Annotated in this window: 12 protein-coding genes; 6 read left to right on the forward strand and 6 right to left on the reverse strand. The window is 45.8% G+C overall.

Going from position 1 to position 13,946, the window contains the following annotated elements:
• Positions 1–46: 46 nt before the first annotated feature.
• Positions 47–1,291, reverse strand: a complete 1,245-nt coding sequence (locus G395_RS0104530; RefSeq protein ID WP_026628988.1) for a hypothetical protein — start codon at positions 1,289–1,291, stop codon at positions 47–49.
• A gap of 231 nt (positions 1,292–1,522) precedes the next feature.
• Here G395_RS0104530 and G395_RS0104540 point away from each other — a divergent pair, with 231 nt between their 5' ends.
• The 3 genes from G395_RS0104540 (at position 1,523) to msrA (ending at position 5,242) form a co-directional block, all read left to right on the forward strand.
• Positions 1,523–3,964 (forward strand): PAS domain-containing sensor histidine kinase, encoded by a 2,442-nt coding sequence (locus G395_RS0104540; protein ID WP_026628989.1) that lies wholly within the window; start codon positions 1,523–1,525, stop codon positions 3,962–3,964.
• Between the two features lie 88 nt (positions 3,965–4,052).
• Entirely contained in the window at positions 4,053–4,670 is a 618-nt protein-coding gene (locus G395_RS0104545; protein WP_026628990.1) for an SRPBCC family protein, read from the forward strand.
• An 80-nt stretch (positions 4,671–4,750) separates the two neighbouring features.
• Positions 4,751–5,242, forward strand: a complete 492-nt coding sequence (gene msrA / locus G395_RS0104550) for a peptide-methionine (S)-S-oxide reductase MsrA (protein ID WP_026628991.1) — start codon at positions 4,751–4,753, stop codon at positions 5,240–5,242.
• An 80-nt stretch (positions 5,243–5,322) separates the two neighbouring features.
• Here the strand turns inward: msrA and G395_RS28520 are convergent, their stop codons facing one another.
• The 5 genes from G395_RS28520 to G395_RS28525 form a co-directional block, all read right to left on the reverse strand.
• Positions 5,323–5,796: a hypothetical protein gene (locus tag G395_RS28520; protein WP_035360386.1), complete on the reverse strand. Its 474-nt coding sequence runs from the start codon at positions 5,794–5,796 to the stop codon at positions 5,323–5,325.
• Positions 5,797–5,866: 70 nt separating this feature from the next.
• On the reverse strand, positions 5,867–7,105 hold the full coding sequence (locus tag G395_RS0104560; RefSeq protein WP_026628992.1) for a PQQ-dependent sugar dehydrogenase: 1,239 nt from the start codon (positions 7,103–7,105) through the stop codon (positions 5,867–5,869).
• A gap of 123 nt (positions 7,106–7,228) precedes the next feature.
• Positions 7,229–9,850: an ABC transporter permease gene (locus G395_RS0104565; protein WP_084439380.1), complete on the reverse strand. Its 2,622-nt coding sequence runs from the start codon at positions 9,848–9,850 to the stop codon at positions 7,229–7,231.
• A gap of 108 nt (positions 9,851–9,958) precedes the next feature.
• Complete coding sequence (locus G395_RS0104570; RefSeq protein WP_026628994.1) at positions 9,959–10,690, reverse strand: LytR/AlgR family response regulator transcription factor; 732 nt, start codon at positions 10,688–10,690, stop codon at positions 9,959–9,961.
• A gap of 27 nt (positions 10,691–10,717) precedes the next feature.
• Positions 10,718–11,770 (reverse strand): sensor histidine kinase, encoded by a 1,053-nt coding sequence (locus tag G395_RS28525; RefSeq protein ID WP_051349979.1) that lies wholly within the window; start codon positions 11,768–11,770, stop codon positions 10,718–10,720.
• Between the two features lie 220 nt (positions 11,771–11,990).
• On the opposite strand from G395_RS28525, the gene G395_RS28530 reads away from it, so the two are divergent.
• The 3 genes from G395_RS28530 to G395_RS0104590 all read left to right on the forward strand — a co-directional run bounded on the left by G395_RS28530 (position 11,991) and on the right by G395_RS0104590 (position 13,914).
• The gene (locus G395_RS28530; protein ID WP_169719996.1) at positions 11,991–12,821 is read left to right on the forward strand and encodes a C45 family peptidase; all 831 of its coding nucleotides are present in this window, start codon (positions 11,991–11,993) and stop codon (positions 12,819–12,821) included.
• A gap of 124 nt (positions 12,822–12,945) precedes the next feature.
• Positions 12,946–13,368, forward strand: coding sequence for an SRPBCC family protein (locus G395_RS0104585; RefSeq protein WP_026628995.1), 423 nt, complete (start codon positions 12,946–12,948; stop codon positions 13,366–13,368).
• Between the two features lie 84 nt (positions 13,369–13,452).
• Entirely contained in the window at positions 13,453–13,914 is a 462-nt protein-coding gene (locus G395_RS0104590; protein ID WP_026628996.1) for a hypothetical protein, read from the forward strand.
• Positions 13,915–13,946 lie beyond the last annotated feature (32 nt).

Raw genomic sequence — 13,946 nt, forward strand, 5'->3', positions numbered from 1 at the left:
GGCAAACCTGGGATAAGTGATCAAATAACCTATCCCAGGTTTTTCTTTATTTAAACCCAAACACCAGTGGGAAAACGAAGGTTACGATTATGGTCCATATAAAATAAATGGGCAGGAAGTAACCGATTGTTTTTCCTACTTCTTTTATATCTGTTTTGCCTATCATCACTTTGTAGATTTGGGCAGTTACCAGCAGTAAATTTATCAGGATCAGCGCATTACTGCCTAGCACGGCAGCGCGGTTCGGCGTAATCCCCCACTCCGAAATCCGGAATAATATGGCCGACAACGCAATGCCATTGACCATAATCGTCACCACCGAAAGCGCAAAGAGCACCCAAACCTCGGCCTTACTCCTGGATATCCGGGTGGTTTCGGCAACAGAAAAGAAAATAATCGCCATTACACCGATCAGCAATGCATTGAAAATCAATAGAAACTCCCTGTCGTTATAAGGATCTTTGCCGGAATAGACCGTGGCAATGAGGTAAACAACCAGCATGACCAGCACGAGCGGGCTAAAAATCTTCGCGATCACCGGGGAGACTTTGCCTACCAGCTGGGGATTGGTCTGCGTAAGATAAGTGCCGACAATCGGTGCCGCTGCCAGGCCAAAAACACCAATGTTCTGAAAGTAAAATTCTTCAATGCGAAACCCGATCAATGCAAACAGGTTGACCGTAATGGCTGTCAGGATCCCACCTGAAATGAGGATTAATGCAGTCATGACAACGAGATCCCCATTATATTTCAGGAATCCAAGCCGCTTTTCGCCCACATCGCTCCGGTCACCGACGAATGAAAAGCCCAAAACAGACCATTGAAACAGCACCAGGTGAATGCAGGAAAGAATCAATGTATCGCTTGTTTTAACATCTGGCAAAAGGTTAATATAGACCAATCCCGCCGCCATTGATCCCGCCAGCACGGCAATGTTTCCAGCCTGCATCTTATTTCTTCTGGCAAAAAATACCATCAATGCCGGGAAAACCACAAATCCAATATTTCTTGAATAAAAGAACTCTTCGTTAACGCCGAATATGGCGGGAATTTTCGCAATGAGGCCTGCAAATAATGATGCTATAATAATAAAAACCAGGTCCTTGCGACTGCCCCAGGAAATTTCCTCATTGGCGAAGTTGAGCCGCTCGTGCCAGAAACCAGCCAGGGCGTTTTCCTGCAATTCGGGATACAAAGTTTTGAATGCGCGCTTGAATGTTGGCTTGTCTGCCCGGTACAACCTTTCGAGCTGACCAGGATTGTCGAGATTTAACAGGATTTGATCTTTCATAAACAATGGCAGGATTGATTGGTTTAGCTAAAAGTACTTTGCGTTACAAAGTAAATCATTTAAGAAGATATTTTCCAAACCGTTAGCAGATTTTTTTCGATTAAAAATTTAAGATTACCACGGGCACAAAATCTTGGCATAGTGTTTTTGGCACCAGCATCCATACTCCGTTTCCAGGGCAGCATGCCCCGGAAACGAGCACTCACTATCTTGCTCTTAAACGCGTAATTCATGGCAGGCCAGGCTAATTCATTTGATACTGATAATAATTTAGAAATACAACGTCTCAATCTCGCCCTTGAATCCGCTGGCATAGGTACTTGGGAATTGGATTTCCTAAGTAATAATATTCGTATATGCCAACGGACCAAGAATCTTTTTCAGCTTGCCGGCAGCGATATCATTGACTTACAACTTCTTCTGGATCAAATACATCCGGAAGACGTCGTTGCATTCCATAGCGAAATTACCAATGCGATGCAGCAGCCTGCACCGCATTCATTTTCCGTTAAACTTCGCACCACCGGCTCGCAAGGCCGTCGCTGGGTGCTTTGTAAAGCGCAATCGCATGCTACCGCTAATAATGTGACCAGGCTGCTGGGCAGTTTCATCGACATTACGAGTAATGTTGAGGATTCAACCGCAAAGACAGAAGCTCAGAAAGCATATGAGGAAGCGAAACTGAGAACTGTGATTGAATCTGCCCCGGCCGCAATCGGCTTGTTTGTGGGGCGTGACCTGATTGTGGAAATGCCCAACCAGGCATTTATTGATATAGTTGGAAAAGGACCGGATATTGTTGGACGGCCGTTGCGGGACGTAATGCCGGAATTGGAAAACCAGGCTTTCCTTAAAATACTGGACGATGTGTACACGACGGGTGTAACATTTCAAAGCTACGGGACCCAGGTCAATATAGTTCAGCAAGGCTTGATGACGTATAATAAATATGACATTACGTACTCCCCGGTTTACGACCGCGATGGCAATGTATATGCAGTTCTGGACATCGCTATTGACGTCACCAACCGGGTTAACCTCGAAGAACGCATTAAAGAAAGCCAGATGCAGCTGCTGGAATTGTTTGAGCAGTCGCCGGTTGGTATCGCTATTATAGGTAAGGAAAATCTGACTTTTACAATGGCTAACCCTTTCTATGGGAGGCTGGTAGGCCGAAAACCGGAAGACATTATCGGCAAACCGCTGATGGAAGCCATTCCTGAAATAGAAGGACAAGGGTTTGACGCCCTGCTGCAAGGTGTAATAGACACCGGTGTTCCCTACATTTCAAAAGAGCAGCCTGTAGATCTTGCTATCGATGGCGAGATTCAAACCATTTATGTGGATATGGCGTATCAGCCGCAGCGCGACCAGGCCGGTAACATTAATGGCGTATTTGTGGTTGCTACCGACATGACGAAACAGGTGTTAAGCCGGAAGAAGATTGAAGAAACCGAAACATTTTTGCGTGGCGCCATTGAACTGGCTGAGCTGGGCACCTACTCCATCGACCTCGCGACCGGCATTTTTGACTATTCCGACCGATTGAAATATTGGTTCGGTGTTGAAAAGGAGGATACCATTACATTTGAAAAAGTATACGCTGCCATTTCCAAGGAAGATCTGCCGGCAGTTGTAGATGCGGTAAACCGCGCATTTGCACCTGATTCCGACGGGCTTTACGACATGGAATATACCATGGACGCTGAGAAAACAGGCTTTGCCAGGATCCTTCATGCGCAAGGCAAGGTGCTTTATGACGAGAACGGAAAGCCTGCCACCATGATTGGCACGGCCCAGGATGTGACGATCCAGCGGGAAATAAAAAATACGCTCGAAGCACAGGTGCAACAACGTACGGAGCAGCTGGAAGTGATAAACGAAGAGCTTGCATCTCTTAATGAGGAATACCGGGCAACGAATGATGAGCTTTCGGACTCGAATCTGATGTTGCAGCAGTCCAATGTGAATCTCCAGCAATTTGCTTACGTGGCTTCACATGATTTACAGGAACCGCTTCGCAAGATCCAATCCTTTTCCGATTTGCTGGCCAAAAGATATTCAGAAAGCCTGGGCGATGGCCTGACTTACCTGCAGCGCATGCAGAGTTCTGCCAAACGCATGTCCGATCTGATCGAAGACTTGCTCTCTTTTTCACGCATTACAGCACACAATGAGGTCATCGAAAACGTATCCCTTAACAAGGTTATCAATGATGTGCTGAATGATCTGGAATTGGTTATCACGGAAACATCCGCACAAATTTCCGTGCAGGACCTTCCTGTGATCAAAGGCGACCGGATGCAGCTGAACCAGCTATTCCTCAATCTTATCAGTAACGCGCTGAAATTCAGGAAGCCGGATGTGCCGCCGGTAATCCAGATTACCGGCAAGATCCTTAACAATGCTCAGTTGCCGGCTTCTGCAAAGGTGTTACGCACCTCAAATATGTATTATCAGATAGAAGTTTCGGATAATGGGATCGGTTTTGAACAACAATATGCAGACCGGATATTCCAATTATTCCAGCGCCTGCACGGCAGAAGCCAGTATTCAGGCACGGGGATCGGGCTGGCCATTTGCGAACGCGTTGTAGCCAATCACGGCGGAAGCATTACTGTAACCAGCGAAGAAGGCGCGGGCGCAACATTCACTATTTCCCTGCCTGTATGACAAATGCTTGCCCTACCGGCACAGTTATTATAAAGTACGACTACTTGCCGCGCTTTTGCCGGTTTCAACAAACTAAAAAAGAAAGATTATGGATTCGGAGCAAAAAACACATGTAATTGAAATTGAACGACAGTTTAATGTAAGTGTGGAAGAACTTTTCAAAGCCTGGACTGAAGCGGAACATTTGAAACAATGGTGGCACCCGATGGGCGCTTCGCTTACGGATGTCAAAAATGAACTCAAAGAAGGCGGCGCGGTAGAGTACTACGTAGGCGATTCGGGTTTGGAAATTACAGGGACTTACAGTGAAGTTGTTCCAAACGAAAAGCTGGCTTATTCATGGGTCTGGAATATGAGTGATGAAGGATCAGAAAGTGGTTATAAGTTGAATATCACTTTTTCCGCCGATGGCGAAAGCAGCAAGTTAAAAGTAGTGCAGGAAGGATTCTCCGGACCTGAATTCCTGAAACCCCACGAAGAAGGCTGGGAAAAGGGCTTGGACGATCTGGAATCGTATCTTTCCTCCGGCATAGGAAAAAGGGACTCGGATGCACAAAACTCCGGTGCGAGGAATGTTAATGCTCAGTCTGGTAATGCTGGTCAGGATGCAACTGCACAGGATAATGTTAAAAGTGCAGAAAACATGACCGACCGTTCCGGCGGCTATAACGAAGATCCCGACCAGGTAAAAGTAGGCGGAGGGTGATCCAATCCTGTCAAAAAACTGTTCTGCAATAAACGGCACAGAATTGTTGCTGTGCATTTGCAACATTAAAATCAGAATATATGAGTACTGAAAAAGCCATTTTGGCAGGTGGTTGCTTCTGGGGAGTAGAAGAACTTTTCAGACAACAATCAGGCGTTATTTCAACAGTAGTAGGATATACGGGCGGCGACGTTCCTAATGCTACTTACCGGAATCATGGAACGCATGCGGAAGGAATCGAGATTGTATATGATCCTGAAAAACTAAGTTATCGCGCGCTTCTTGAATATTTCTTCCTAATCCACGATCCGACCACAAAGAATCGGCAAGGCAATGACATAGGGACTTCTTATCGTTCAGCTATTTTTTACCTGGGCGAAACGCAGCGGGAAGTTGCTGAAAAGTTGATTGCCGAAATGGAGGCGTCAGGCATCTGGCCTGGAAAAATCGTGACGGAAGTGGTGCCTGCGGGTGATTTTTGGAATGCAGAAGAAGAACATCAGGATTACCTGCAGAAACATCCGGGAGGATATACCTGCCATTTTGAAAGACCTAGTTGGAAACTCAACTAGGTTCACAATCAATGATAATCAAAAAAGAATGGCCTTGAATATTTAAATTCAAGGCCATTCTTTTTTGATATTGAGTTATTTCAAATTGGCAGAAGGTCGCCCTTTGAATCTTCCATTTCTCCAACTTTCTGAATTACAAATGCTGCTACCAGGCCTCCCAACAAATACCAGGCAACCGTCATTACTTTCGTTTCAGTCGTTTTGGTGACGGGCTTATCACTTAACCCCAACTTCTGCGTGAGACCAACAGCACCTAAGCCTGCAAAAAGGCCATAACCAGCGCCGCGAAGCATCAAATGTTCTTTGGATCCTTTCCCAATCATCGCATAATACATGGCATTGCTCGCCAGGTCTGCTGCCAATGTCGTACCAAACAGCGCCTTTCCGGTCGGCGCGGGTGCTCCCACCGCATGCAGGGATTTCGTTAACGCCTCCTCCCCGACCTTATCGATCCTGGGTGCTTTTGGCGACATTCTCTTGGCTACTTCGTGAATGATATTGAGGACTACGGCACCAGCCAATCCACCAGCAAGACTTTTGATTTCAGGTTTCATATTATTTATCGTTGTTGATCAATAAATGATTTATCTAAAAACCGTTCCAGCGAGCCAAACAGGCCATTATTTACTGATAAGAAACCCGGTATATCACGCCATTGGTATCATCTGAAAACAGTAGCGAGCCATCTTTATGAACCGTAACTCCCACCAAACGACCGAAATGCGCTTTGTTCTTGTTCACGATAAAGCCTGTCACGAAGTCGTCAAATCTTACCGGTTTTCCATTTTCAAAATGCATCCTTACGATCTTATACCCCACCGGCTCACTTCTGTTCCAGGAGCCGCGCATGGCAACAAATGCATCATTTTTATACTCACCCGGGAACATAGCACCTGAATAAAAGGCCATGGCCATCGGCGCTGAATGTGCCTGATAAGTCAGTGCGGGAAGCGTGGTTTTTTGAAGATACTGCTTGTAAGTCGTATCCCCCTTCGGACGATCGCCGGGGTTGTATTTGCCTTCGCCGTAAATGTACGGCCAGCCGTAATCCGCTCCCTGCGCAATCTGGTTCACCTCTTCCTTCTGCTCATCATCTCCAAGCCAGTCGATGCCATGGTCCATTCCCCAAAGCGCGTTGGTTTCGGGATGCCAGGCATATCCGATTGTATTGCGAAGTCCTTTTGCAAATATTTTCCTGTTCGACCCATCTTCTTCCGCCCTTAGCATGGTTGCGTTTTCGGGATTCGGTTCAGGACAGGAGTTACAGGTGCTGCCGACTGAAATGTACATTTTGTTATCCGGACCAAACGCAATCGTCCGGTTGGGGTGCTGGCCTCCGTCGGGCAGATCGTCAATCAGGATTTTGGGAACTCCCAGCGTTCCGTCGCCATTCACATCCGCAACATATACTTCGTTAACTGCTACAATGTACATTTTGCCTTTGTGCAATGAAAGTCCGTGTGCCTGCTTGATGGTAGCCACTGTTTTTACATCGTCCGAAACGCCGTCATTGTTGGCATCTGTCAGTAACATCACAATCCCCGCTTCGCGATCGGATGCATAAATGTGCCCATTCGCATCAGCAACTAATATTCTCGGTTTGCCAACGCCGTCAGCGAATTTGTTGACCTTAAACCCTGCGGGAACGCGAAGCTGGGCAATGTTCGCATCGGTCGCTCCTTGTACAGCGGGATAAAATACGTAACCTTCAATCTGTGTAGACGTCGGTTCTTCGTCTGTTTCCGGGATGATCGAATCCCATAAGCTATCACCGTCTTTGCAGCTGACAACCAGCGATGCGAGCATCATCGTAAGGACTGTCCCGAGCCTGAATGCTTTTAAAAATGGATAATCTTTCTTCATGATCTTTTAGTTTTGAGTTGATGACCGGTTTTCTGCGGTGGGGTTAACAATTATCATACCCGTAGAAACCGCACCGGTTATCGATCCAAAACTTTTATCCCTAAAAAATATTACAGCACCATTTTATTCACTCCGCAAACTTTTGACCGGGTTCATCAATGCTGCCTTAATGCTCTGGAAACTGACGGTCAGTAAGGCAATGGAGGCGGCGATTAACCCGGCTAGTACAAACACCCACCAATCCATGGTAGTTTGATAAGCAAAATCCTGCAACCAGCTGTCCATTGCATACCAGGCAATGGGAGACGCCACAACGATGGCAATAAGTATTAATTTAAGAAAATCCTGTGAGAGCAATGCCACTACGCCGGTTACAGTTGCTCCAAGCACTTTTCGTACGCCGATCTCTTTTTTCCGCTGTTCGGCCATGAATGCAGATAAGCCGTAAAGTCCAAGACAAGAGATAAAAATGGCCAGTCCGGCAAAAAGATTGAAAATGCTGCCCATTTGCTTCTCGCTCTGATACAGGTTGTCGAGGTCTTTATCCAGAAAACCATATGTGAAGGGATATGCCGGATTGAGTTGCTGACTGATCTTTCCCAGCTCGCTGATGGCAGCTTCCGCGCTGCCCGGCTTTGTACGGACCACAACCACGCCTCCCCATTTATTCAGCCGCAGTATCAGCGGTTCCATCGCGTATTGAAGCGATTTGAAATGAAAATCTTTCACAACCCCTATAATCGTTCCCTTCTCATCTGACATCGTAAGGTTCTTCCCGACAGCGTTCTGAATGTTCATGCCCATGATTTGCATGGCTTTTTCATTGATCACATAATTGGCACTGTCACTTTTGAATTCGCTGGAAAAACTACGTCCTGCCAGGATTTTGGTTTTAAAAACCGATGTAAAATTTTCATCAACATTCAAGGATGGAATGACGATCTGGTTGTTCGAAGTCTGCCCGTCCCACACAACATCTGTCGAGCCCGAAATAAGCGCCGTCGGGAGGTCCGAAATAATTGAAAAATTTTCTGTCATCGGATTCTGGGCTAATGTGGTTTTTAATGCTTGTTGCTTTGCCCAGACGTCGCCTGTCATCGGCATGTAAAGGAGACTTGATTTGTCAAAACCAAGATTACGGTTTTTGATAAAATTCAATTGTTTGTAAACCACAGCCGTGCCGACCAGCAGCACAATGGCCACTACGAACTGCGTCACGACAAGCCCGTTCCTGAACAGCAAATTCCCCCCGGCGACCCTCATTTTCCCTTTCAGTACTTTTACAGGAGCAAATCCCGACAGGAAAAGCGCAGGATAACTTCCGGCAATCAGACCGGTAAGAATCGCGATACCCGCCAGGCTCAACAACAATTTCCCATCCGTAAAATGAATGGCCAATTCCGTTCCGGTAAGATTTTGGAAAATAGGCAGAATAATGAAAACAATGCCGATGGCGATGAAAAGAGAGAGAAACGAGAAAATCAGAGACTCTCCCAAAAACTGGATAATCAGCTGATAACGACCTGCGCCTACGACCTTTCGCAATCCAACTTCCTTCGACCGGCGTTCGGAACGTGCCGTTGCCAGATTCATGAAGTTGATGCAGGCAACAGCCAGAATAAATATGGCGACAACGAAAAATATATTGACATACTGCACATTACCATGTCCGGGTAAGTCAATCTGCAGATTGGAATGTAGATGGATATCTTGTAATGGCTGCAACTGGAAATCAACTTTCAATGTTTGGCCGCTGTCCTTACCGTGTGCAAAATGGATCTTGCTGATCTGTGCACCTAATTTTTGCAAACCGGAAGGCGTAATATCGGTGTTTTCAGTCAGCTTAAAATAGGTATAAAAGTTGAAGTTTCCCCAGACGTCGTTCTGCAAATCCCAGTCGGTTTTGGCCAGGGTTGCCATTGGGATAATGAAGTCGAATTGAAGATGTGAATTGGCAGGTGCATTGGCCAGAATGCCTGCAATGGTAAAATTTTCCTTATTGTTGATGCGGATGATCTGACCCAAGGCCTCCCCGCTTCCGTAATATTTTTTAGCCATCTCCTCCGTGATCAGCAGCGCACCCGGGTCTTTCAATGCAGTTGCGGCATTTCCTTTTAACAAGGGGAAAGAAAATACTTGCAGGAAATTTGAATCCGCGAAAAAGACACGCTTTTCCTGAAACTTCTTGTCACCTGCTTCCATCAGGTTGGTAACCGGCTTGCTGACCCTTACGGCAGTTTCAATCTGTGGCATTTGCGCCCGCAACCCTCCCGCCATGCCGGCAGGACTAACCGCCGCTTTGAAATCTCCTGCCGCGCAGGTAAGCCTGACGAGACGGCTGGCGTGTGCATGAAAACGATCATAGCTAAGCTCATTTTGAACCCAAAGCAGGATGAGAATGCTGCATGCCATTCCGATGGAAAGTCCGGCAATGTTCAGGATGGAGTAAGCTTTTTGGCGGATAATGTTGCGCCAGGCGATTTTAAAGTAATTTTTTAACATGGCAGGGTTCAGGAAAAATGGTTGTTCATAGTTGGTTTTACTTTGGCGCCGGTGAACAAATGGCGGCAGGACGGAAAATACATTCAGGACATAGCGCAGTATGGCCTGCGTTTTTCCGCTGCGACGGACCCAGTAAGCGTAAAGCTCGTCGAGATCTCCTTCCACTTCTTCGAGCGTGTTGTGCGGGTGCAGCCAGCGAAGGAAGAGTACAAATACGTGCCAATAACTGAAAACGCTTCTTATAGCGCATAGAGGGCCTTATTTATATTTCAAATCCTTTTTCCGTCCGGAAAAGAACGAACCGTGTCCGATAATGAACGGTGGAAAATGTGAGGGTTTTGAGTGGTAACGCTAGGCTCCAATCCTTTTCAGTACATGATCTTTATAAGAATCTCCTATTGGAATGACTGCATGATCAATAAAAATCCGCTGGCGTTCAATAAACTGAATCTTGGTGAGGGCCACGAGGTAGGATTTGTGCACACGCATAAAATACGCATCGGGTAAGCTTTCTTCAAACTTCGCTAATGTCGTTAGCGTGAGCAGCTTTTCGGAACGCGTAAAAACGGTCGTGTAATCCTTGCCACCCTGCAAGTAAAGCAGATCCTGATGATCAACTTTGACAAGCTTATGTTCGGTTTTTATGAAAATTACTCCAAAATCAGTTTTCGTGGAATTCCCCAATGCAATGTTGGAAGCATCGGTTGTTTCATTTGTCAAAAATAATCTTTGCATTTTCTGAACCGAGCGCAAGAAACGGTCAAATGAAATGGGTTTCAGCAGATAATCGATCACGTCATAGTCGTATCCTTCCAATGCGTACTGTGTGTAAGCCGTTGTTAAAACCACTTTTGATTGGCCCGCCAATTGTTTTAAGAACTGGATCCCGGTTAAATCGGGCATTTGAATGTCCAGGAAAATGAGGTCAATATCATGGTTCTGTGCGAAAATGAGCCCTTCGACAGCATTTGTTGTGGTCATGATAAGATCCAGCTGCCCCATCTTCTGAGCATGGCTTTCGATCACCCGCAATGCCATGGGTTCGTCATCAATCGCTATGGCTCTTATTACCTGTCCGTTCACTGTTTTGAGCGTTGATCCGGGTTAAATTTAATCTGCCTTTACCGCGTTTACATTGATTTCCAGCAAAGTATGAAATTGATCTGCTTCCTGCCATACGCGGAGCATATGATTGCCGGGATAAAGCAACGTCAATCTCCTTTCTACATTTTTCAATCCGATTCCGCCAGCTGTATCACGATTCTGAAATGTGATCTGATTGCTTATTTCGAAACGTAACGTTGGGCCTGATATTGACAGGCTGATATGCACCGGAAATGCCGGGTCTCGTAACTGGCCGTGCTTGAAAGCGTTTTCTACAAAGGCGATAAAGAGCAACGGCGCTATCACAATCCCGTTTACATTCCCTTCCAACGTAAAGTGAACGAATATTTCCCCGGGATAACGCAATTTTTCGAGTTCGACAAAGCCATTCAGATATTCGATCTCGCGATTGACCGGGACAAAGGTTTCATTCGATTCATATAGCATATAACGCATCATCTCACCTAGCCGCAAAATAACATCCGGTGTCCGTTCTGGTTCGGAGAGCGACAAGCCATAAAGATTGTTCATCGTGTTGAAAAGAAAATGCGGGTTAAGCTGCGATTTCAGATAAGCAAGCTCCATAACCAGTTTCTCATGCCGCATGGCTTCGTGGCGGAAATAATCATTGATGGTTTTAAGCAAAAAACACAAAAAAATCCCCAGCGCACTGAAAAATACATTTTCTCCAAAATAATCCCAGATCCTGATGCCTTTTGGATATTGCCAGATATCAAAAACAGGTCCGAGAAAGAGCTGCTCGACGATGTAGCGGACCAGTACATCCATTGCAACAAGCAACATGAGTGCCAACACTGCCAGGCCATATTGACGCTGCTGGAAAAGACGGTCAAAGACCCAGAGACTGAAATAGCACATCAGAATGGTGCGCCCGTAACCTACCGGCGTGAAAGGATCGGTTAGATCTGCCAGGAAAAGCGACCAGTTAAGCTGCATCTTATTATGTAGTGCAACATTGAAAATTACGCCAAAAAAGATGAACAAAGTCCAGAAGAGAATGTGTATCCGAAGAAGTTGGCTGGTTTTGAATAGCGGCATAGGGCAAATAAAGCCATTATTTAGTTTCGCACACCAACTTAATCCGCCAACAGCCTTAATAGTCCCGCATTCCGGCCTATACAAGAGTGAACACGGACTTTTAAAGAAAGCATCCTTTTAATCCATTGTTGATATGCGGTTGAAAAAGCAGCATTCACAGATTTCTTTCTACTATATCCTGCGTACCATGACACTTTTGGTAAACAAAAACTCATAACATATGTATAATTCCAAATTACTCGGGCTGTTAGCCCTTACCTTTTTCCTCTGTACACCAATATTAGCCTGCACCGTGTTTACAGCATCCGATGGCAGAAACACATTGGTCGGTAATAATGAAGATTCCAGCCCTTCCCTGAAAACATTTTTATGGTTTTACCCTGGCAAAAAGCAAACGAACGGGTTTGTAACCTGGGGTGTAAAGGAAAAGCTCCCGGAAGGCGGCATGAATGACAAAGGATTATTTTGGGATGCAGCCGCGCTTATGCAGAAAATCCCGATCAAGCGTGATGTTGCTAAGCCCGATTTTGAAGGATACTTTGTCAATAAAGCACTGGCAGAATGTGCCACAGTGGACGAAGTGATCCTTCTGGTGAAGCGGTTTAATCTGGTTTGGCAGGAGCGCGCACAGATTTTGGTGGCAGATGCAAGCGGCGATTATGCCCTGATTCACGCTAATTACATCATCCGCAAATCGGACCAGCGCAGGAATTACCAGGCCGTTACCAATTTCAGTTTACAGTATGGAACAGCCAACCAGGAGCCCTGCCAACGTTACAATACGGCCGAAATGTTGCTAGGGAAAAACTTGGTTTCGGTTCCGTTGTTTAAAGAAATCTTGTCTAAGACTGCGCAACGCGCGATTGACAATGCAACGATCTATTCGCAAATTGCTGACTTAAAAAATGGTCGGTTTTATCTTTATCAGCATCACAATTTTGAAGAAGAACTTGTTATTTCCCTGGCGGATGAGCTGAAAAAAGGGAAGCATCGAACCGAGATCAAAAAGCTCTTCAAGGCTGACAGGAAAATCTCCGGCACCCGGTCCTGACTTTTTAAAACACTATGCCAATTGACGCAACGCACCCGCATATTTGTCATAATCGGCACCTGCTTGTTTCCGGGATTTCTTTCAACTTTGCGACATACTAATTCACCAAAAAACGAAAACGATTATGGAAACCGCAGCTCAAAAAATTACCGTCGAAACAACTGTTAATGCGCCTGTTGCGAAAGTTTGGGAACAGTTTAATGCACCGGAACACATTACGCAATGGTGCTTTGCATCGGACGACTGGCATGCGCCGTCGGCGGAAAATGACGTCCGCACCGGCGGCAAATTTAAGACGACGATGGCTGCAAAAGACGGCAGTTTCAGCTTCGACTTTGGTGGGGTTTATTCAAATGTTGTTCCGCAAAGTGTGATCGAATATGGTATGGAAGATGGCAGAACGGTGCAGGTAACGTTCACAGATCATGGCGATAGCACCACAGTTACTGAGATTTTTGACGCCGAACAAACCAATCCGGCAGAAATGCAGCGGGACGGCTGGCAGGCGATCCTCAATAATTTCAAGAAACATGTGGAAGGGAATTGAATTTATTTTGCCCTCACAATAATGTATTCAGAATCAAAGATTTTGGAACAATTATTGTAGACTTCTGCAAAACATTCATTCATTATGGAAAACGTGAAAGCGATTGTTAAGCAGGTGATCAAAATCTGGCGTCTTTACAAAACGCAGCAGAAAATGTTGACTGTGACCATGGGCCAGGAAATTCCGTTTTCGCTAAGAAAGTTGCTAAGCCAGGATTATATGGTGTGTTCCTTGTTCAAAAAGGAAATGGCCAACTTCTACGATGCGCTCAAATGCCACATGCGGGATGCTTGTATCCTGGATTCAGACAGCAAACCGATCACGATCGACAACCGGCATGGTAACTTTGATCTGGCGCTGGCCGAAATCATTGCCCTGCATCAGAAAATCATAGCCGAGTACGATGTTCTTCTGGAATTGGCAGAAAATTCAGACCTTAATACGTCACCATTGAAGCAGCACCGGAAGCAGATGGCTTTTATGATCGATGAAATCGAAGCCCAGTCGAATGGTGCGCCGGCAGGAGAAGAGACCATGTTGCTTTAAAGCAGCATGGTCTTTTTGCTTTATTAATCATA

It is taken from the genome of Dyadobacter alkalitolerans DSM 23607 (assembly GCF_000428845.1).
Lineage (GTDB): Bacteria > Bacteroidota > Bacteroidia > Cytophagales > Spirosomataceae > Dyadobacter > Dyadobacter alkalitolerans.

What these genes read in the sequence shown, in the direction of transcription:
- G395_RS28530 (WP_169719996.1), top strand. Translation starts at nt 11,991, where the DNA reads ATGTATAATTCCAAATTACTCGGGCTGTTAGCCCTTACCTTTTTCCTC.
- G395_RS0104590 (WP_026628996.1), top strand. Translation starts at nt 13,453, where the DNA reads ATGGAAAACGTGAAAGCGATTGTTAAGCAGGTGATCAAAATCTGGCGT.
- G395_RS28525 (WP_051349979.1), bottom strand. Translation starts at nt 11,770, where the DNA reads ATGCCGCTATTCAAAACCAGCCAACTTCTTCGGATACACATTCTCTTC.
- G395_RS0104530 (WP_026628988.1), bottom strand. Translation starts at nt 1,291, where the DNA reads ATGAAAGATCAAATCCTGTTAAATCTCGACAATCCTGGTCAGCTCGAA.
- msrA (WP_026628991.1), top strand. Translation starts at nt 4,751, where the DNA reads ATGAGTACTGAAAAAGCCATTTTGGCAGGTGGTTGCTTCTGGGGAGTA.
- G395_RS28520 (WP_035360386.1), bottom strand. Translation starts at nt 5,796, where the DNA reads ATGAAACCTGAAATCAAAAGTCTTGCTGGTGGATTGGCTGGTGCCGTA.
- G395_RS0104545 (WP_026628990.1), top strand. Translation starts at nt 4,053, where the DNA reads ATGGATTCGGAGCAAAAAACACATGTAATTGAAATTGAACGACAGTTT.
- G395_RS0104560 (WP_026628992.1), bottom strand. Translation starts at nt 7,105, where the DNA reads ATGAAGAAAGATTATCCATTTTTAAAAGCATTCAGGCTCGGGACAGTC.
- G395_RS0104585 (WP_026628995.1), top strand. Translation starts at nt 12,946, where the DNA reads ATGGAAACCGCAGCTCAAAAAATTACCGTCGAAACAACTGTTAATGCG.
- G395_RS0104540 (WP_026628989.1), top strand. Translation starts at nt 1,523, where the DNA reads ATGGCAGGCCAGGCTAATTCATTTGATACTGATAATAATTTAGAAATA.